This window comes from Tolumonas lignilytica, from assembly GCF_000527035.1.
In the GTDB taxonomy this organism is placed as follows: Bacteria; Pseudomonadota; Gammaproteobacteria; order Enterobacterales; family Aeromonadaceae; genus Tolumonas; species Tolumonas lignilytica.
In genome coordinates this window covers 94578-112698 of record NZ_AZUK01000001.1, presented here as the reverse complement: position 1 = coordinate 112698, position 18121 = coordinate 94578, and the positions used below count along the sequence as shown (strand labels likewise).

Genomic DNA, 18121 nt, shown 5'->3' with positions numbered 1-18121 from the left:
ATCCACTGCTTGTATCTGGAGTTTTGTAACTACATCGACACGCACATATCTAATCATTTATTGATTTTACAAAGGTAGAGATTGGTCAAATAAATTCCCCCTCTCTTGTGATCGGCTTTGCAGATGCTTATAAAAGCTTCAATATGAAACGCCGAGTGTTTCATCCGCAATTGAAGACAAAAATTGTTGCATGAGTATGACTCGCGGTTCGGCCAGTTTTTTTGCTGTGGGAAGCAGTAGAAATTGGGGAAGTGTTAACAGGGTTTCCAGTACAGCTACGGCTTTACCATGCGTCGGATAACGGGTATCACGTCCTACTTTACTGAGTGCTCTCATGATGCCAACGGCACCAAGCAACTCAAGCAGATCGGCATCGTGCAATAAAATAGCTTCATGTGAAGATGGCGTGTTGGGTGCGGCATGTTGTCTTATGGCATCAATGACGACTGGAATTTTCTCTGCCGGAAATTGCCAGCAGTCTAATAAAGCAGGTAACGCGTTGCAGGCATAGGCGACATTGTCCCATTTTGCCAGCAGTTCAGGGTTGGAAGGGCGATGACCTTCAAAGACACCAATATCGTGTAACCATATTGCTGCATGAAGTATGTCATCATCAAATACCATCTTTTCAGATTCAGCCAGAGAACGAGCTAATGCATAAAGCCGAGGCTGGTGACTGAATTTATCGACAGGAAGTGCGTGCTGCTGAATATAGGCTTCGATTTCCGAACGGAAAGCGGGAACAGGTCTTGTGTCCATAAAAATGCTGAAGAAAGAATAACTTCCCTCAGCATAACATTAATTAATGCTGTGCAATAAATGCTTGTATTGCTTTAGTCGCTTCAGCCAAACCACGTTCTTGAGATTCTGGGCCCATAGCCAGTGCTTCCGCATACGCAACAGAGATGTCTTTCAGACCGACAAAACTCAATACTGTTTGAGCATGAGCCAGCGCCAGATCAGTCGCGGTATTACGATGTGCACCACCAGTGGTCGTGACGATCAATACTTTCTTGCCGGTCAGTAAGCCTTGTGGGCCTGTTTCAGTGTAAGAAAAGGTGATACCGGCACGGCAAATCAGGTCAATCCAGGTTTTCAGTTGTACCGGGATACCAAAGTTATACATGGGGACTGCAATTGCAACGTAGTCGGCTGTTTTGACTTCTTCAATCAACGTCATAGAAAGCTCAGCAGCCGCTTTTTGACGATCATTCAGTTCACCATTTCCACCTAAGGCGGCAATAATTTCACCATCCAGCACAGGCAATGGTTCGCCAGCTAGGTCACGAACAACAATATTGTCGGTTGGGTGTTTTTGTTTCCACTCAACAGCAAAATTGTCCAGCAATTTGGTTGATTGAGAATAAGGGCCAAGAATACTTGATTGAATGACTAAAACATTGCTCATTATTTATTCCTCAGTGTTGGCATATCGCCTTGATAGATACAATACATTCTATTTTTAAGGAAAAAATGGCAAAAAATAGGTGCTATCTTTCTATTTTTTAGAAAGGTTGTCGCGGAAGGATATTAGGGAGTGTATTTCAGACATCATTGCATCCGTAGTTTATCCACAGTTTTTGTGCATAACATTGGAATAAGATTGTGATAACTTGCGGGAAAAAGGCTGCTATATCACCAGCAGCCTTCTGAGTTGCATATTAATGTTGTAATACTGCTGCAATCGAATTAGCCACATATTCAACATTGCGTGTATTCAAACCTGCGACACACATACGTCCGGTTCTCACCAGATACACCGCAAATTCTTCACGCAGACGATCAACCTGTTCGGGCGTTAAGCCGGTATAGCTGAACATGCCCCGTTGCGTGATCATGTAGCTGAAATCTTTTCCGGGCACTTTGGCCGTTAAGGTGTCGTAGAGTTTTTGGCGCATGGCTTTGATACGGTCACGCATTTCTGCCACTTCCTGTTCCCATGCGGCTCGCAACTCAGATTGAGTCAGTACAGAAGCAACGACCTGTGCACCATGGCTTGGCGGGCTGGAATAAATTTTACGAACCGTCAGTTTTAATTGTCCTAACACCCGATCAGCTTCTTCTGCATTCGGACAAATGACAGAAAGGCCACCACAGCGTTCGCTGTAAAGAGACAGATTTTTAGAGAATGAATTGCTGACAAAGAAACTGATATTGGCATCGGTCAGCATCCTGACGGCAAAGGTATCTTCAATAATGCTGTCGCCGAATCCTTGATAAGCAATATCCAGGAAGGGGATCAATTCGCGTTCTTTAATAACCGGCAGCAGTGTTTCCCATTGTGTTGGGGAAAGATCTACCCCGGTTGGGTTGTGACAGCATGGGTGCAAAAGTACGATGCTTTTCAGTGGCAGTGCACGGAGTGTTTCCAGCATTTCAGTGAAACGAACACCACCGGTTGTTTCGTCATAATACGGGTAGGTATGTGTGCTGATGCCTGCACCTTGAAAAATGGCATGGTGATTATCCCAGGTTGGATCACTGACCCAGACTTCACTTTGCGGAAAATAACGATGTAAAAAATCCGCACCTACTTTTAAAGCGCCAGAGCCACCCAGTGTCTGGATCGTGGCAATTCGACCTGATTTTAACGCTGGATTATCATTGCCCCACAATAACTCCTGGACCGCCTTACGGTAATCAGGTGCGCCTTCCATGGGTAAATATGAGCGTGGAGTAATGGTTTGCGCGATTGCGGCTTCTGCTTTTTGAACAGATCCTAAAACAGGAATATTACCGGCTTCATCGTAATAAATACCGATACCTAAATTAACTTTGTGGGAACGGGTGTCTTTTTTGAAAGTATCTACCAGTGAAAGGATTGGGTCTCCTGGGTAGATGTCTACGTGTTGAAACATGCAGGGAAAGCTCCGCTAAGTGATACATGACTGGTTGTTGATATCATAACACCATATTTGTATTTTCAGCCGCATCTGTCTTGTGGATCTCTGCAGATATCTGATTAGCACTATTGCGAGTCGATAAAAATCGGCGATGTGATATTAGCTTATTGATATATAATGGAATTATGTGAAATAGCCAAGAGCAAGCAATGCAAGATAACCCTCCTGTTATTCCGCTTTTTGATTCACCACAATATTTGGATGAAGGTAATCCGACCGTCAATCAGCATGTCGCGGATATCACGATCCATCATGTATATGATGCTGCGCTGGTCTATGAACATGCCGTTGATTGGTTGAGTGAGCATCGTTTCAATGAAAATAACTACAAAACATATCGAAGTGAGCTCACGACTTATTTGCATTGGTGTTTTGACGTGGAAGGGATCTCTCCGGCGGAAGTGAATCGCCGCATGATGAACGCGTATGTTAACTATTGCATGGATCCACCCAAGGAACTGATTGCTTATCGAAATGTGGCGCAGTTTGTCACTGTGAAAGAGTGGGGGGAGCGGGTACCTAATCCTTTATGGCGGCCATTTCTAGGGAAAAAAGACAATAACCAGCCATTAGCCTACCGTCTGAGTGATAAAGCATTAAAAACAAAAATGGCTATTTTATCAGCATATTATGGTTACTTGATTAATGAGGAATACACAGAAAGAAATCCGGCCATGATGTGGATGAAACAAAGCCGATTTTCTGTATCACCATTACGGGGTAATATGCTCGATGATGAGGAAAACATAAAATCATTCAGTGAGTTACAGTGGTCTTATGTCATCTCTGCAGCAGAAGCATTGGCCAGTAAACAGCCAGATTTGCACGAAAGAACGCTATTTTTGGTGAGTTTGATGTATAGCTGTTATTTACGCATTTCTGAAGTGGCTGCCCGGCCTGGTTTTTCACCTGTAATGGGGCAATTTCGACGAGACAGTCACAGCGGTGTCTGGGGATTTTTTATTCCGGTCAGTAAAGGCGGAAAACGCAGAACAGTCGCAGTATCCAATCAGTTGCTTGTCGCATTGAAACGTTATAGAGAATATCTAGGGTTATCAGCTTTACCGACACCGAATGAAAGTACGCCGCTATTTTTGCGACATAAAGCCGCAGGGAGAGGGCGAGATGCTGGTTTACGCAATGCAAACCTGGGGGTTCGGCAATTACGCGATGATATCAACTTCTTGATCCAAACTGCCGCCGATTTGGCACAGGAAGATGGGTTTGAACAGGACGCACAGGAGATGCGGCAAATGACTCCTCATAGCATCCGCCATACGGGGATTACACACGATATTAATTTAAATGGAAGACCGTTATCGCATGTGCAGGCTGATGCGGGACATGACAGTATTGATACCACATCACAGTATTTACATACCACGAAAATTGAACGACATGAAACCGCTGCTGCCAAACAAATTAATCGGCTGAAAGGGATAAATTGATGCGGCTTTACTGAGGGAAATTTAATCGTTCAAGCCCATCCAGCAAAGCAGCTTTATCAACCTCAGTCAGTTGCTCGGGGAGTAAATATTGCTTTGCATATTCACGCCATATTTCACTGGTAACAAAAAGAATATATAAGTCTCGATCAATATGGTTTTTCTTAGTCATTTCTTTCATGAGCTGGAGGGCTTCCGTGATGGTTTTCCCCGACTTATAAGGACGATCTCGGGCGGTGAGGGCCTCAAAAATATCAGCAATAGCCATAATTCGAGCTGGGATACTTAAATCTTTTTGATGAAGACCTTTTGGATAACCGCTACCATCCATTTTTTCATGATGACCTCCGGCTATTTCTGGCACATTTTGTAAATGCTGTGGGAAAGGTAATTTATTCAACATGATAATGGTTTGGATAATATGTTGATTAATTTTGAAACGCTCTTCATTTGTCAGCGTGCCGTATGGCACGGTTAGGCTATACATTTCCCCCCGATTATAAAGATATTCCGGTACAGTTACTTTAAAGCCCCAAGGGTTATCATTTTTAATTTGTTCTGAATCGGGACGAGGAATTAAATGTTCGGGTTTATCGGCCAGTAAATGTTCCCATACCGGCAATGTTTGTTTAGGGTTTTGCGATTTACGCTCAAGCTCATCGTGAGATATTCCCAATCTGTCATCTAATGTTCTTTGCCATGTTCGTTTTGCTATTTCCTGTAGTCGTTCTTGGTGTACGGCTGCCATGTTTTCGCAGCCAAGATTGCATTCGGCCACAAAGGCAAATTCGTCATCCAGCACCTTCCATAATGCCGATACGGAATTCTCAATTTCTTTTTGTTGTTCGTTATCGAGATAAGATTTCAGTGTTGCAATGTGCACATCTCGCTTGATGACCTCAAATCGCATGCGTATCTCGTGGATACGATCATATAACCCCTCCAGTTTAGTGGCTTTATCGACAATATATTCCGGCGTCGTTACTTTGCCGCAATCGTGTAACCAACTGGCAATATGAACCGCTTCCCATTGATCATCATCCAATTTGAAATCAGCAAAAACCCCTTGTTTCTGATCGCATGCAGCTTGAGTAAGCATCTGCGTTAAGACGGGAACTCTCTGACAATGGCCGCCGGTATATGCACTTTTCGCATCAATAGCACCTGCGACCAGCTCAATAAAAGACTCTAGCAGATGTTTTTGTTCATCAATCAGACGTTGTGTTTCTATCGCTACTGCCGCTGTGCCGGATAAGGCGTCAATCAGACTGACCCTGGCTTTGATATCGTGAGAGGCATGATGATCCTGCGGCAACACGACGACGAGCAGGCCAATCACTTCTTTACGGTGGCTGATTAAAGGTTCGGCCACTAATAAATGGGCTTTATCAAATGGCGCTAATTGTTGAAAATCGCGTTGCCAGACCGTGGGATCTAGCGTTTCAACCACTTTCAGCCCATGAATGGCCAATCGAAGAGCATGTTCTTTTTTATCTCGGAGAGGAATGCCTGTCAGCCCCTTAACTTCCTGTTGTTGCCAAAAGGCCCGGACAGGTTCCATTTTAAGGGTTGAATCTTGCCGTAAATAGATAATGCCGCCATTTGCCGCTACAGCTTTTAATGTTTCGTTCAAAATAAGCGTCAACAAAGAGTCAAATTTATGTTCTGCCGTGAGTGCGTTATCAATAGAAATAAAATTGTGAATCGTAAAGCGCATGCTGTTCATGGCTTCGGTTAATTCTTTTATTTCTGAAATATGGGAATGAGTGGGGAATTTTTTTTCAAAATCAAAATTACGGATGGATTCAATATCTTTCTTTAAAGTTAATAATGGTTTTGCTGTCTGTTTGGCGACATACCACACAAAGGGAAGCATGAGCAGCAAGAAAAAAACCGTAACTATTGCCCCCGTTAATGCATTATTGCGGGCAGGTAAATACAGCGTATCTAAAGGTAATAGTAAGCTGAGATAAAGCGGATATTTACTGCCGGATGACATGGAGATGACATAGGCAACCCAGGATTCATTATTCGCAGTTTTTAAATTTAACTCCTTGTGTTTACCCACAGTAATCGCTTGTTTGGTTATATCTTCTTGCAATATATCCAACACGGGTATTTTTAACGAATTCAATAAGGGTAGGGTATGCATAGTATTTTGAGTGGTGTACATTTCTCGGGCTGAGGCGATTAATTGCCCTTGATCATCAAATAAAACGACCTCACTTCCTTGTGGTCTTTGCATTTTTTCCAAGAATTGTGACAGATTCTTCATGCTAAAATCAGCACCAATAACAGCGTTTCCTGCAGGAGTTTTAATAGCAAGTGTTGAACCTGGCTCTTGAGTCGTAAAAAAGATATAGGAACGAGATATAACAACATTAGTGCTGCTTTGTGCTTCCTGATACCAGATCCTGGTTCGGGGATCATATTGATAATCAGGCATGAATAGAGACTCTAACTGTTTTAAATTGGCATCAAAAAATAGATAGTTTCCTTCTCGTTTATTTCCAGTGCTGGTAATGCTCTGCACCAGAAATTCGGTGTTTTCAGGGGCTTTTTTATGAAGCGCTGCTTGAACCTCATTTGTGAATTTACGCACCAGAAAAAAATCACCATTCGCATAGCCTATATAAATTGCAGAAATCGAGTTTTGAGATGTTAAAACCGATGTCAGTTGTGGTAGCGCGGATAACCGCTGGGGAAGTGTCGTAGCTGAAGTAATTGGCGAATAGGAGAGTAATGTTAATGATGCTTTGACAGGGGTAATTGTTAGTTGCAATGACTGTTCAACAGCAAATCCTTGCTGTTTAAAACTTTGTTGTTCGTGCGTTATGTTGCCGGAAAGGGTTTGTCGGTATGCCTGCGAAACCAGCGCAAACCCCAATACCAAAAAAAGTAAGAAAAATAGCGTAGCTATATGCACATAGAGTGGTATCCGGAATTGCATATATACCTACATATTCATTTGGAATATCTGCAGTTAATTATAGATGCGTAACACTGTAGTCACTGAAATAATCGTATTTTACGCTTATGCCGATAACGCAATTTATCGGCATAATGGGATTTCATGAGTAAAAACAGTCGGTTACCACCTGATACGCTGAATTCGGCCACCACACCTGAAATGCTCGATTCTGGCGCTCGGTGGCAAAACACCAATTTCGTTACTGGATATATCCGCGGGTTGCGACCAGGTTCTACAGCTCCAGATTTTGCGGGCGTTGCAGCGTGCTCAGCGATGACACATCAGTATCCGACGATTTCATGCCAGACGACACAAATCACCATAATCTAGTATTTCGCATAATGTATATTATGTTAAATCCAATCTATATATGATCTACTACATGTCTGTTGGTCATATCATCAATAAATCCTATAAGATCAGATAGTTTGATCGAGTAGTCATCATTTGCTTTGTTTTGGTTGACTCTCATAATGTCTACACTTTAATTTGTACATCACCGATAATATCTACCATGGAATACGTACATGTATAAGGTGATTAAAATTGATGATGAGAGAGCTTGCCTTTTTGACAGCGAAGCCATGCAACCAACATTCTTGTCATTGAAGCTTTGCATTGAGCAACTTCACCTGAAGTCAGTTAACTACCAGATCAGCACGTTGACCAACATTATGTATTTCCATGAGTATTGGCTAGCCAAATTCGGTTTTACGCTGGACTATTCAATGTATAAAAGCGAGTTTTCTGGCTCGCTGATATCAAAAATGATCTCAGAATTGGATTGTTTCTGGCTGTATTTAGGTCATTCAAGGAACTATGTGGATAATGTTACTGCTCTTCCCTTCAACCCCCAAAAAGATTCAATACAAAAGATACAAACAAAAACATCAAGATATCAAGCAGTCTGCCGTTTCATCTCTTGGCTCATCGATTCATATATTACGCCACATTTTATAACTGAGAGTATTAAGGATATTGATGCTTATAAAAGAGCGTTACATTCCTTTTTGAACGTCGAAGCAAAAAAATACTCTAAGTACAGCTCTAATAAATCACACAACACAAACTTTTATAAAAGTCTGACTCATGAGCAACTCAGAGATTTTGTATCGCTGTTTTCATTGCCAAAGCAGATTGAAAAAGATGACGATGGTAAGCTAGCGCTATCTGTCTATGTCAGTTTCAGAAACCTCATTCTTATTAAACTTCTGACACAGTATGGTCTAAGGATCGGTGAGGCTCTTCTGCTCCGGGGAACATCGTTCAAATCCAATATGTCTGGTAATGCATTCTATATGTATGTTGCTAATCTAAATGATGGCGTAGATCCACGAAAGCAAAAACCTCAAATAAAAACTCAACAAAGTATTAGGGAGCTAAAGATCACATCGCAGGACTACAAAATTATAAAAATGTTTATGTCACAAGTGGAACTGCGATCGTCGCACAATTTTTTAATCACTTCATCAATTGGTGATTGTGATCCCCTATCCTACAAGGCAGCTTACAAAATCATTAGTGATGCTAGTGATGCGATGAAAGAAAAATTTCCAGAGCACTTTTCCCCCGTCAAGGCAGAATATTTGGATAATGTTCATCCCCATATGCTTCGACACACATGGGCTTATATACAACTAAGAAATTTGTATCACCACTTTGAAGAACAATTTGTTAAGGCAGGAGCTGCAAATGCGAAAGGCATCATGGAGTCAGCAAAGGATAGTTTACGCCAATTAGGTGGATGGGCTGATGGCTCCTTGATGCCAAACAATTATGCCAAGCGATTTATCGCCGAGCATGCTAATGAAGTCAACATGAGTATGTTTAAACACGGCACATTTGAAATACTCTATAGTAACGAATTCCCTGATATTTAAGAGCACATGATGTCTACAGAGAGTTATTCATCAGTTATTAATGAGTCTATATTATCTCATGAACAAGTCGTATTTATTGAGGAATTAAAACTTCCTAAGCATGTTATAATCCAAACTGATTCAAGATTCGATTCAGTGATCTCTGACACAGCTGAAGATAAGTGGCGATTTATTATTGGCGCAGAAAAAGAAGTTTTTAACTTCACTGATATTTTTGATCTTTCGATGAAAAAACTAATCAAGTTTTGCATCGTTTCACTCATTAATAGTGGCCGAGCTCTCAGAGGGACAAACTTTAATCTGATAAAACATGCATTCAGTTTTAATGATTTTTCCTATAAAGGGTTCAAGGATGCACTCTGTTCGACCGAGTTGTTAGGAAAGCCTGAAATGTACTTTGCTGTTAAAGGCGTGCTAAGGGTATTATGTAGGCTTAATTTCCCTAGGTTTTCTGTAGAAAATCTGGATGATTTTTTGCTCATTCCAACTCCGAATTCAGATAATCCGTTCATTAAGTATCAAGATTTAGAAAATGCATTGCCCTCCTCTCTTAAATGTTTAATTGCTCGTTCTATTGTTTCTGCCAGCAAAAATAGAATGATATTGTCCAGTAATGAAATTACAGACTTTACGCTATTTGGTTTGTCATACTACACAGGAATGCGATCAATTCAGTTCGCCAAGATAACAGCTGGAGATTTTAAACAAGATACAAGTAACGATAAGTCAGGGCTTTATCGTTACTGTCTAAATATGCCATACGCAAAACAAACCAAGATCACCAACAATAAAGTTAAAGTTGCATTGCCAGCTGAACTTGGATTGCTTGTTGACGAATATATTAAACGGGGGAAATTAAAACCGGAAGATAGATTTATACCGGTAGATGAAAACCTTGTTAATTTTTTAAATAATATATTACAAAGAGTGCTACTTATAATTCAGCCGAAAGAAGTGCAAGAGAAAGTTGCTAAAGATGAGATAATTTTACCAAAACTAACCACTTATGATTTTCGCCATAATGTTGGTCATTCATTAGCGCTTGCTGGCGCTAGCGCCGATGAAATTGCTTATATGCTTGGGCATAGTTCATTAATCGCTGCTACCTACTATATTTCTGCCACTCCAGAATTGGCAATGCTCAAAAGCAAAGCTCTTGGAGATAATCCAGTTTGGAAAAATATGGTAAATTTATTACTCACTGGTTATTCAGTTGAAAATACTGCTTGGTCGAAAAGAACAGTTTCAGGCTCATTAGGTGGAGAACTTCACATTAAAATCGGTGGGTGTGAAAGACCTGATGAACAATGTCATCTAGCTAAGGTGCGTTCCTGTTATGGTTGCTTCTACTTTAGGCCCTTTACTGATCTAAATAAACACTACTCCGTTCTTCGTGCTGTAAATAAGGAGCTGATTGATACTTTAGAAGTAAGTGAGATGTCAGGCAATGTTAGAAATCCAGCTATAGAAATACTTGCCAATCTAAAAGGTGAAGTGCAGATGGTTATTAATCGCATCGAAGGAGGTTTTAAATAATGAGAGATAGGATCGAAAATTTAAAACTCTTCGTTGCAGAGCATAAAGCTTATTTTAAAGCCAAAATTGCATCAGATGTAGATTTTAACTGGGAAGATGATAGCTGGGGGGTCGCAACCTCTCACAAGGGAGTGTTTTCTGGTCGTGTTTCAGGTCATTTGGAATTCAAGAAAATAAGTCAGTTAAAAAAAGGGATTTATCTTAATGGTGACACGCCAATAGATACAAGTCATGAAATTAATATTGAATATCGAAATTTCATGAAGTCTTTCATTATCTTTCTAATTAAATTAAATAATCACAAGATCTCAATATCCGCCTTGCATCGTGACAATTTATTATTAAAGCGGATTTATATCCGCATGCTAATTAATGGAGATCGATCTCCAAATGTTTATACAATTAGCGATGAAATCATATCGCAGGCCATGCGAGCTCATTGTTCAGTAATGTCAAATATCAACAATATTGCTGATAGTCAAACAGCTGTAAAGCGAATCTGTGAATATATAACTAGGATAGGAATTACATTCAATCCAATCGTATTTAAAATAACCCAAAGATGCCCTTCCTCAAAATCTACCAGCGCAGCAAAACAAGCCAAAATAAAAGCATATCATGGTTCTGAGTTTGCAGAACAAACCGATGAAGATGAAAGTAAAAAAATTATTACTATACAAACATTTTTAAATATTGTGGCTGTGCGCAGCATGGTGAAAACTGATGGAGAAAAATTACTTTTAAACATGTTGTTACTGCTAATGGTAACTGGATTCCGATTCGGAGAATTAGAGCGTCTAAAAATAGATTGTCTGAAAAAGTTAGAAGTTGAAGATGTTGACGCGTTGGCTATCCTTAAAAAAAAGGGATTGAAACATTATTATCTTGGCATTGTATACATAGGTGAGAAAAAAGCAGGTCATCGTACACATTGGGTTGAGCCACTCGCAATAGATCTAGTCGAATCTATATTTGAAGACACTATAAAGATCACTAAGTCAGTAAGAGCTCATATTGCACGATGTCGAGAGAATAATTTCATTTCGCTGTTACCGCTTGAACTTCTTGGTAAACCTGAAATCTCTTTAAACGAAATTGTACTTTATATTTCTGAGTCATTCGCAAAAACTGCTAAAGCGAGAGGGACTGCTTCACAAAGAGATTATGCCAAAAAATCACTTTCACAACTTGGTGTTGAACCCTCACGCGTAGAGCGAGTCAATGGACGGCAAAAAAACTTTTATTATTCCAGAGATAGCATTGAAAAATTTTTGAAAGAAAAAATATTTGTAACCAAGGGACTTAACCAGGATTTTATATATAGATTTGTAGATTCTCGTACAGGAAATCAAATTACATACAGAATTGAAGACTTGCTTTTCATTGCCCCAGAAGGTTCATTTTCTTTAGCTCACGCATCCGTGATAAAACCATTACCAGTACCAGTATCAATGGTAAATATGCTGACTTTCGTTGGATCAAAGAGCGGACATGGTGTTTCGTTATTCAAAAAATACAACTTAGTTGATGAGAATGGCGAATTTCCAGTATTAACCACACATATGCCGCGTCATACTATTAATACATTTCTTGCCATCGCAGGAATAACCGATCACCTGCAGGCTGTTATGATGGGGCGTGTAGACATTACTCAAAATGATGCATATCAACATCTTGCGATAGAACAAAGAGCATTAGCTAGTGAAGTTGTATCAGCTTGCAATCAGTTGGATTTATTTACTGATGAACGAGCACCAGCACCCAAAGGTATTGCTGCATCGAATGCACTCAATATCATCAAGGAAACTGCCGAAATATACATTAATCCCAATCTCAATCTTCGCAATTCAATAACACAAAATACGCATTCTTTTACGACTAAGGAAGATAAAATATCCTTTATTGAGGACGCATTTGGAAGCTGCTCATTTGATTTAATGGCGGGTCTCAGTGAAGCATGTGCTCTGGAAGGGTCTGAATCAGAAAGGAATGCATTATTGGAAAGACATGCAGATCTACACCCGCTGGATTTTGGGAGTTGCATGAGGAAATTACAAGCGTGGTCATGCCCTTACTCGATGAAATGCCAGGATGGTACGTTATGCCCATATTTCACCATAATTGGAAGAGCAGACGATACTCAAAAATTAGAGCAAAGAATATCGATGCTCCAGCAAAACATACAAGAAATTAAACGGCTCTTGCATATAGGTGAATTAACACAAAATGAATACGATGAAATTATAGTTGATTTTCATTATCGAAAAGAAAATTTACAGTGGTTTAAGCAACAGTCCGGCATGATTGAATCTGCGAAGAAAAAAGTCAGTTTGATTGGATTTGATGTACAAAAGAAACCCAAAACACTAGCTACGATTTTTGCCATTGAGCATAAGAAATTGGAGATTATGTAATGCAGATCAAACTATCAGGTGAAGAGCTTGACGAAGCTATAGAGGCTGAATTACGCGCGATGGTACGAGAGGGCTATAACGTCTCGCCTATTACCAATAAAAACCTGCACATCAGGCTAAAAGAAAAAGGGATTGTTTCAGGGTCTATCAGCACACTAACAAGTCGAAAGAACATTATTGAACATTATAAAAAAATGCAACTTGATGAAGTTGGAGGAACATTCGGGGAAAGTGCTCGTTCTGGAGCGACTAAAAGCCGAGCTGAATTAATTAAAACCAATGCAGCACTGAGGGTTCAAGTAGAAGAAGCTAAAAATATGGTTAACCAAAACACAGCAGTGCTCATTGATGTTATTCAAGCAATCAAGAGTGAAGGGCTTCATAGGAATATTGAACGATTCTTAAGCCCTTTTCTAATCAGAGAGCTCAGACAACGCGAAGATAAAGAGCAAAACTAAAATGAAAATATATCAATAATTCGCATTGATAGTGGTATTTAGTAAAAAACATCTTACCTATATTGAATAGTCTATCGATATTATGGGCTTTCATACTGGGTTTTGATTAAATAAATCAGTTTCTTTTTCTCTTCCTCATTTAGTTTTTCGAAGAGACAAACAAGTTCTGCACTCAATTCATCTTCGCAGAAAAAGTAACTGATTGGGACATCAAGTACAGCTGCCAATTTATGCAGCATATCGATGTCGGGAATATGACGGCCTTTTTCATAGTGATTCATTCGACCGCTAGCTGAACTTTCATCCATACCAGCTTTCACACCAAGATCCTTTTGGGATATTCCTGCTTTTTGTCGTGCCTGTTTAAGCCGCTCTGGGATCGGATTGTTTCGCAACGGTCATTCATCATAAAATTCTCATATGCTTAGATTGTCTAAGTTTCCTCTACTTTTGTATACTTAGCAATCCTAAGTTTCATGTTACTTAAACAGATGAATCAAACATTAAATATGAAATTAAATAATAAATTCATTCGGATTTTATCAAAAATTGAACAGCCAAATATTGGCCGTAACGATCTGATTAAAATGGCAAAAATTGAATTTTCTTTGTCGATTGAGCAAGCAGCTGGACTGATTAATCGAGGTATCTTTTTATTGAAAAAGCATGATTTGGTTTATGCCGAGGGTGGGAGTAAAGCTCGCAACTATATCTTTTCTCTTAAGCTACTCAAACAGATACAAGGTGAGCATTTTGTTAATTCAAATGAATACCTTGACGCTGAAAAATCTTTGCTTGAAGAAGAGTTATCTATTACTCGTTACGAATTTGACGCATACGATGAGATGAGAAAAGTATTCCCTCATAAATTAATCCAAATTAAGGATTTACAAGAATTGGCCACGCTCCGGATGCATAAATTGAATGGTAAAATTAGGGCTATTAACAAGATGATTGCAGGGTTATGATCACCTTCCCCGCTTCAATTATTTAATGCTGTAATGAGTTTCTTATAAAACGGATCTGTCGCTGGGTTATAAGAAGCACTTCCACCCCAATAATTCGTTCCTATAACAGTCGAGACATTCTGATAATGCTTCAATAGGCTGGTAGATCTTTGCTTTAGTGTCGAACCAAGTGCAGCGGCAATTTTTGCTTTCCAGGGATGATTGCTGCCCATAATGTTTTCATTGCGTGCGATCAGTTTTTCTATGAAATGTTTACCAACAAGACGGTCAGACTTTAATAAATTGCAGTCTGAATGACTGAGAACCAGATTCCAGATCTCATCATGATGTAGCACTTGTCTCGGCAACACATGGTCAACATGAATATCCTCCTCAAGTGGCTCGCCACAATAGAAACAAACATTCCCCTGATAACCGCTAAGGAATGGGATGTTGTTGGTCAGAGGCTTTCTTTCATAACCTGAATACAGATAAATCTCTCGGATATCATTTGCTAATTGAAACTGTTTTTGATTGATAGCAAAAGCACCCTCTAACAACCCCCATCTAGCATCAATTTCGGCCTCTAATTCGGCCAATTGTCCTTTCGTGAAGTTCAGCAGCGAATCCTTCAGTGTTAGCTTCTTTCCATAATCAAATTCGTAAAAGTATTCTTTAACAATTTCTTTATTGGTGCCGATGGTTTGAAAACGTGGTATCACATCAATGAAGCCTTTTACGCCAACTTGTTCGATTGCATCAGACGCAGATAACTTACCGGAACTATGTTGTTGAACAATTCGTTCCATTGCTGTCTGTCGATGTGCAATACCTTGCTGAGGCATCTGATTCGTAGCTATGCGATCTTTGTATAGCAAAAAAAATTCTGAAGATAATTCATCCCAAAAAAGTTGGTTTTTTTGTTCTTTTGCTGCGGCAAGTAATACCTTAGCTAGTCCCATTTTGTAAGTCGCAGCATTCAGACCAAACAGTATGATTCCTTTTAGGTAATCTTCATTGGTAAATTGCTGCGACATATTAAATTTTCCTTAGAATTGCATTCAGCCATTTTTCATCGGAACGACCAGGCCGTAAATCTGATGTGATCCAATACTTCTCAATTTGAAGTTCAGTATCGAGTAACAACTCGTCTAAATATGTTTCGTTTAAATCAGTGAAAAAACGTCCATTTCTTACGATCGAATCAGAACCATACTTGAAAGAGCAGTAAAAAACCCCCTGTGTTTTTAAGCTTGTTCCAAGATGGAAAAAAGTATTTTTTAAGTCAAAAATCGGTACATGCAACAATGAGGCACATGCCCATATCCCATCGAACATATCGTCAGATTTGAATGATTGGAAGTCAGTAACAATAACAGGCTGCTTGATTAATTGTGTTGCATAATCTGCGAGCTCAGCACTTGCATCAATCGCAGTGACTTTAAAACCATATGCAATGAATGCCTTTGAATCGCGTCCAGAGCCGCAGCCTGCATCCAGAATATGTCCTGCCGGTTTCACTAAAGGTAGAAATTCTTGATATAAAGATGCCATATCAACGTTTACCGTCGAATTATAAAAGGTCTCTGCATTTTCATTGTAATAGCCGATAGTTTTATTTCGTTTGCTGGCTTTTGATTTTGCCACAGCATCTCGTCCAGCAATTGCTGCTATGTGAGTTATTTCAATAAAACTAGCATCAGTAACTTTTTTCATGTGTTTCACACCCTTAATTAGATGAAATCACAACTCTGTTTGGTATTATAATTTGCGGATCAATTACTATCTGTTTCTAATTCGAAAATCCTCGTGCCTCACTCTAACTTTATGAGCCGAGATAACTCCCCGCCCCAGTAAAGGTTTCGATTCTGTAAATTCAAGGTGTTACGTCAGCGAAAGCAGAAAATCAGCTTAATTTATTATCCGGTATTAGTTGACTGGTACACTTTGTGTCCAATAGGTCTCATGTAAGATAGTTTATAAACTGCGCTAACCATTGATCCGGTGGAGTTAATTTGGTTACATCAATATTATATATTTCATGCCCTTTTCTAATTATGTAGTCACTATGAACTTCATCTCCTTCCCTATAGTAGACCGCATGCTTTTTAAATTCACTTTTAGATATACCACCTAATAGAGTCATTTTTCTCGCATTAATTTGGTATGACATAAAAAAGTAATGTTGTACATCTTCATTAATATGTTGAGCTGTAATTTGTGCCGTGTAATTAGGTTGGACAGGCCATTTCCGTTTTACTGTTTTTACATCAAGCTTTGAACTATCCATCATTATAAAGTCGGCTTTACCAGCAGCATCGTATAAAACCCACTCATAGTCTTTTTTACTTATTCCTCTGCTAGTCAGAAATGATTTGAATACAAACTCTCCAAGGTCTCCGACCCACCGCTTATCAGTTTTTTCTTCTGTGTAGATGTTTCCATATTGCTCATCTCGACTCTTTCTGAGCCTGATAGCTTTATTTTCAGCTGATACAGGAACATCAAGAATAATCCACCCTAGCGGATTTATTTCACTCGACATTATTTAACTCTTTGTATTGTCATGTGGACCAAGGAATCGATCTCCGTTGAAGTGAATCATATGGTCTGGATTGTCAGCAATCCAAACTTCAGTTTCCCAAGCAATATCAGCAGCATTTTTTCTAAATTCAGCTCTATGAGGAAAAGCGGTTACGTAAACACGACCAACAGAACAACTTTTCAAAGCTTCTTCAAGTTCCAGCCATCGCTTAGGGCTAACTGGTCCGTGGCTTGTTACAGCTTCAATCAAAAACAGCCATTGGCGTTTTTCATCATAAACAACAACGTCAGGTAGTTTGTCGTGCGACATGGGTGGAACATTCAGCGATTTTAGGTACTCAGTTTCTAGAACCATATGTTTACCACCTTCATCACGGCTACTTGCCGTATCACCGATATAAAGAACTTTACCACCCGCACCAACGAAACGAGGGCAGAATTCGTGAACAATATCAGCGTGAAGTTGGTTGTGAGCACCTGGGGAAAGTTTTATTTCATTCCCATCAGGTAAGAGAACAGGAATCTTTTCTTTATTGATAGCTCGTTGATACATTGCTTGAAGAGTAGGTACATCATTAAGAAATTTCTCAACCAATGTTTCCCAATTGCCATTAGGGTAAGCGTGTAGAATCTCGATAATTGGTTGATTCAAAGAGTAGTTATTGTCCTTGCTATTTGTAGCTCTAGAAGGGTTATCACGGTTTCTATCAACGATTTGGGCTTGATCAAATTGGTGCAAAGTTTGTCTTCTAATCGTTTCACGAGAGTTTGGTTTGTAGTCCTTACCATACTCAGAGCGGATAAAATCCATAATATCAACGGTTGGTAGTAGTGGCGCAGTTGCAACAATCCAATCATCATTTGGTTTAATATTAGCAAGTGCTAAAAATACCCATGCCGATCTATCGTTGTATTGTTGCTTAGGTAATCCCAAAGCTTTGAGAATTTTCTTTGCTTGCTCTAGTTTTTTTTCTCTCATTTTCTTTAATTTTCAGTCATTAAAGTATCAAGTCCAATAATATA

General features: G+C 39.6%; 15 protein-coding genes. 6 read left to right on the top strand and 9 right to left on the bottom strand.

Annotated features, from left to right (window positions below; translation table 11 throughout):
- Positions 1-138: 138 nt before the first annotated feature.
- The 3 genes from H027_RS0100515 to H027_RS0100505 all read right to left on the bottom strand — a co-directional run bounded on the left by H027_RS0100515 (position 139) and on the right by H027_RS0100505 (position 2858).
- Entirely contained in the window at positions 139-759 is a 621-nt protein-coding gene (locus H027_RS0100515) for an HD domain-containing protein (RefSeq protein WP_024870586.1), read from the bottom strand.
- Positions 760-802: 43 nt separating this feature from the next.
- Positions 803-1408, bottom strand: coding sequence for an FMN-dependent NADH-azoreductase (locus H027_RS0100510; RefSeq protein WP_024870585.1), 606 nt, complete (start codon positions 1406-1408; stop codon positions 803-805).
- A 253-nt stretch (positions 1409-1661) separates the two neighbouring features.
- Entirely contained in the window at positions 1662-2858 is a 1197-nt protein-coding gene (locus H027_RS0100505; RefSeq protein WP_024870584.1) for an amino acid aminotransferase, read from the bottom strand.
- 194 nt (positions 2859-3052) lie between these two features.
- On the opposite strand from H027_RS0100505, the gene H027_RS0100500 reads away from it, so the two are divergent.
- Positions 3053-4351, top strand: coding sequence for a tyrosine-type recombinase/integrase (locus H027_RS0100500; protein WP_024870583.1), 1299 nt, complete (start codon positions 3053-3055; stop codon positions 4349-4351).
- A gap of 7 nt (positions 4352-4358) precedes the next feature.
- On the opposite strand, the gene H027_RS0100495 is transcribed toward H027_RS0100500, so the two are convergent.
- A complete protein-coding gene (locus tag H027_RS0100495) occupies positions 4359-7274 on the bottom strand; it encodes an HD domain-containing phosphohydrolase (protein ID WP_338064774.1) in 2916 nt (971 codons plus the stop codon).
- A 572-nt stretch (positions 7275-7846) separates the two neighbouring features.
- Here H027_RS0100495 and H027_RS0100485 point away from each other — a divergent pair.
- The 4 genes from H027_RS0100485 to H027_RS0100470 are packed head-to-tail and all read left to right on the top strand — an operon-like array spanning position 7847 to position 13607.
- Entirely contained in the window at positions 7847-9199 is a 1353-nt protein-coding gene (locus H027_RS0100485; RefSeq protein ID WP_024870580.1) for a tyrosine-type recombinase/integrase, read from the top strand.
- 9 nt (positions 9200-9208) lie between these two features.
- A complete protein-coding gene (locus tag H027_RS17315) occupies positions 9209-10735 on the top strand; it encodes a site-specific integrase (RefSeq protein ID WP_024870579.1) in 1527 nt (508 codons plus the stop codon).
- Positions 10735-13149: a hypothetical protein gene (locus H027_RS0100475; RefSeq protein ID WP_024870578.1), complete on the top strand. Its 2415-nt coding sequence runs from the start codon at positions 10735-10737 to the stop codon at positions 13147-13149. Before H027_RS17315 ends, H027_RS0100475 begins: the two co-directional genes overlap by 1 nt.
- A complete protein-coding gene (locus H027_RS0100470; protein ID WP_024870577.1) occupies positions 13149-13607 on the top strand; it encodes a hypothetical protein in 459 nt (152 codons plus the stop codon). Before H027_RS0100475 ends, H027_RS0100470 begins: the two co-directional genes overlap by 1 nt.
- Before the next feature lie 80 nt (positions 13608-13687).
- Here H027_RS0100470 and H027_RS0100465 read toward each other — a convergent pair whose 3' ends face one another.
- Positions 13688-14002: a helix-turn-helix domain-containing protein gene (locus tag H027_RS0100465; RefSeq protein ID WP_024870576.1), complete on the bottom strand. Its 315-nt coding sequence runs from the start codon at positions 14000-14002 to the stop codon at positions 13688-13690.
- A gap of 96 nt (positions 14003-14098) precedes the next feature.
- Here H027_RS0100465 and H027_RS0100460 point away from each other — a divergent pair, with 96 nt between their 5' ends.
- Positions 14099-14575, top strand: a complete 477-nt coding sequence (locus tag H027_RS0100460) for a hypothetical protein (protein WP_152536679.1) — start codon at positions 14099-14101, stop codon at positions 14573-14575.
- A gap of 14 nt (positions 14576-14589) precedes the next feature.
- Here the strand turns inward: H027_RS0100460 and H027_RS0100455 are convergent, their stop codons facing one another.
- The 4 genes from H027_RS0100455 to H027_RS0100440 form a co-directional block, all read right to left on the bottom strand.
- Positions 14590-15591 carry an HNH endonuclease gene (locus tag H027_RS0100455; protein WP_024870574.1) on the bottom strand — a complete coding sequence of 334 codons (1002 nt, stop codon included), beginning with the start codon at positions 15589-15591 and terminating at the stop codon, positions 14590-14592.
- A 1-nt stretch (position 15592) separates the two neighbouring features.
- A complete protein-coding gene (locus H027_RS0100450) occupies positions 15593-16270 on the bottom strand; it encodes a class I SAM-dependent methyltransferase (RefSeq protein ID WP_024870573.1) in 678 nt (225 codons plus the stop codon).
- A 247-nt stretch (positions 16271-16517) separates the two neighbouring features.
- Positions 16518-17099 (bottom strand): hypothetical protein, encoded by a 582-nt coding sequence (locus H027_RS0100445; protein ID WP_202593428.1) that lies wholly within the window; start codon positions 17097-17099, stop codon positions 16518-16520.
- A 3-nt stretch (positions 17100-17102) separates the two neighbouring features.
- On the bottom strand, positions 17103-18077 hold the full coding sequence (locus tag H027_RS0100440) for a BsuBI/PstI family type II restriction endonuclease (protein WP_024870571.1): 975 nt from the start codon (positions 18075-18077) through the stop codon (positions 17103-17105).
- Positions 18078-18121 lie beyond the last annotated feature (44 nt).

What these genes read in the sequence shown, in the direction of transcription:
- H027_RS0100505 (WP_024870584.1), bottom strand. Translation starts at nt 2,858, where the DNA reads ATGTTTCAACACGTAGACATCTACCCAGGAGACCCAATCCTTTCACTG.
- H027_RS0100445 (WP_202593428.1), bottom strand. Translation starts at nt 17,099, where the DNA reads ATGTCGAGTGAAATAAATCCGCTAGGGTGGATTATTCTTGATGTTCCT.
- H027_RS0100460 (WP_152536679.1), top strand. Translation starts at nt 14,099, where the DNA reads ATGAATCAAACATTAAATATGAAATTAAATAATAAATTCATTCGGATT.
- H027_RS0100440 (WP_024870571.1), bottom strand. Translation starts at nt 18,077, where the DNA reads ATGAGAGAAAAAAAACTAGAGCAAGCAAAGAAAATTCTCAAAGCTTTG.
- H027_RS0100510 (WP_024870585.1), bottom strand. Translation starts at nt 1,408, where the DNA reads ATGAGCAATGTTTTAGTCATTCAATCAAGTATTCTTGGCCCTTATTCT.
- H027_RS0100515 (WP_024870586.1), bottom strand. Translation starts at nt 759, where the DNA reads ATGGACACAAGACCTGTTCCCGCTTTCCGTTCGGAAATCGAAGCCTAT.
- H027_RS17315 (WP_024870579.1), top strand. Translation starts at nt 9,209, where the DNA reads ATGTCTACAGAGAGTTATTCATCAGTTATTAATGAGTCTATATTATCT.
- H027_RS0100470 (WP_024870577.1), top strand. Translation starts at nt 13,149, where the DNA reads ATGCAGATCAAACTATCAGGTGAAGAGCTTGACGAAGCTATAGAGGCT.
- H027_RS0100475 (WP_024870578.1), top strand. Translation starts at nt 10,735, where the DNA reads ATGAGAGATAGGATCGAAAATTTAAAACTCTTCGTTGCAGAGCATAAA.
- H027_RS0100455 (WP_024870574.1), bottom strand. Translation starts at nt 15,591, where the DNA reads ATGTCGCAGCAATTTACCAATGAAGATTACCTAAAAGGAATCATACTG.
- H027_RS0100450 (WP_024870573.1), bottom strand. Translation starts at nt 16,270, where the DNA reads ATGAAAAAAGTTACTGATGCTAGTTTTATTGAAATAACTCACATAGCA.
- H027_RS0100485 (WP_024870580.1), top strand. Translation starts at nt 7,847, where the DNA reads ATGTATAAGGTGATTAAAATTGATGATGAGAGAGCTTGCCTTTTTGAC.
- H027_RS0100500 (WP_024870583.1), top strand. Translation starts at nt 3,053, where the DNA reads ATGCAAGATAACCCTCCTGTTATTCCGCTTTTTGATTCACCACAATAT.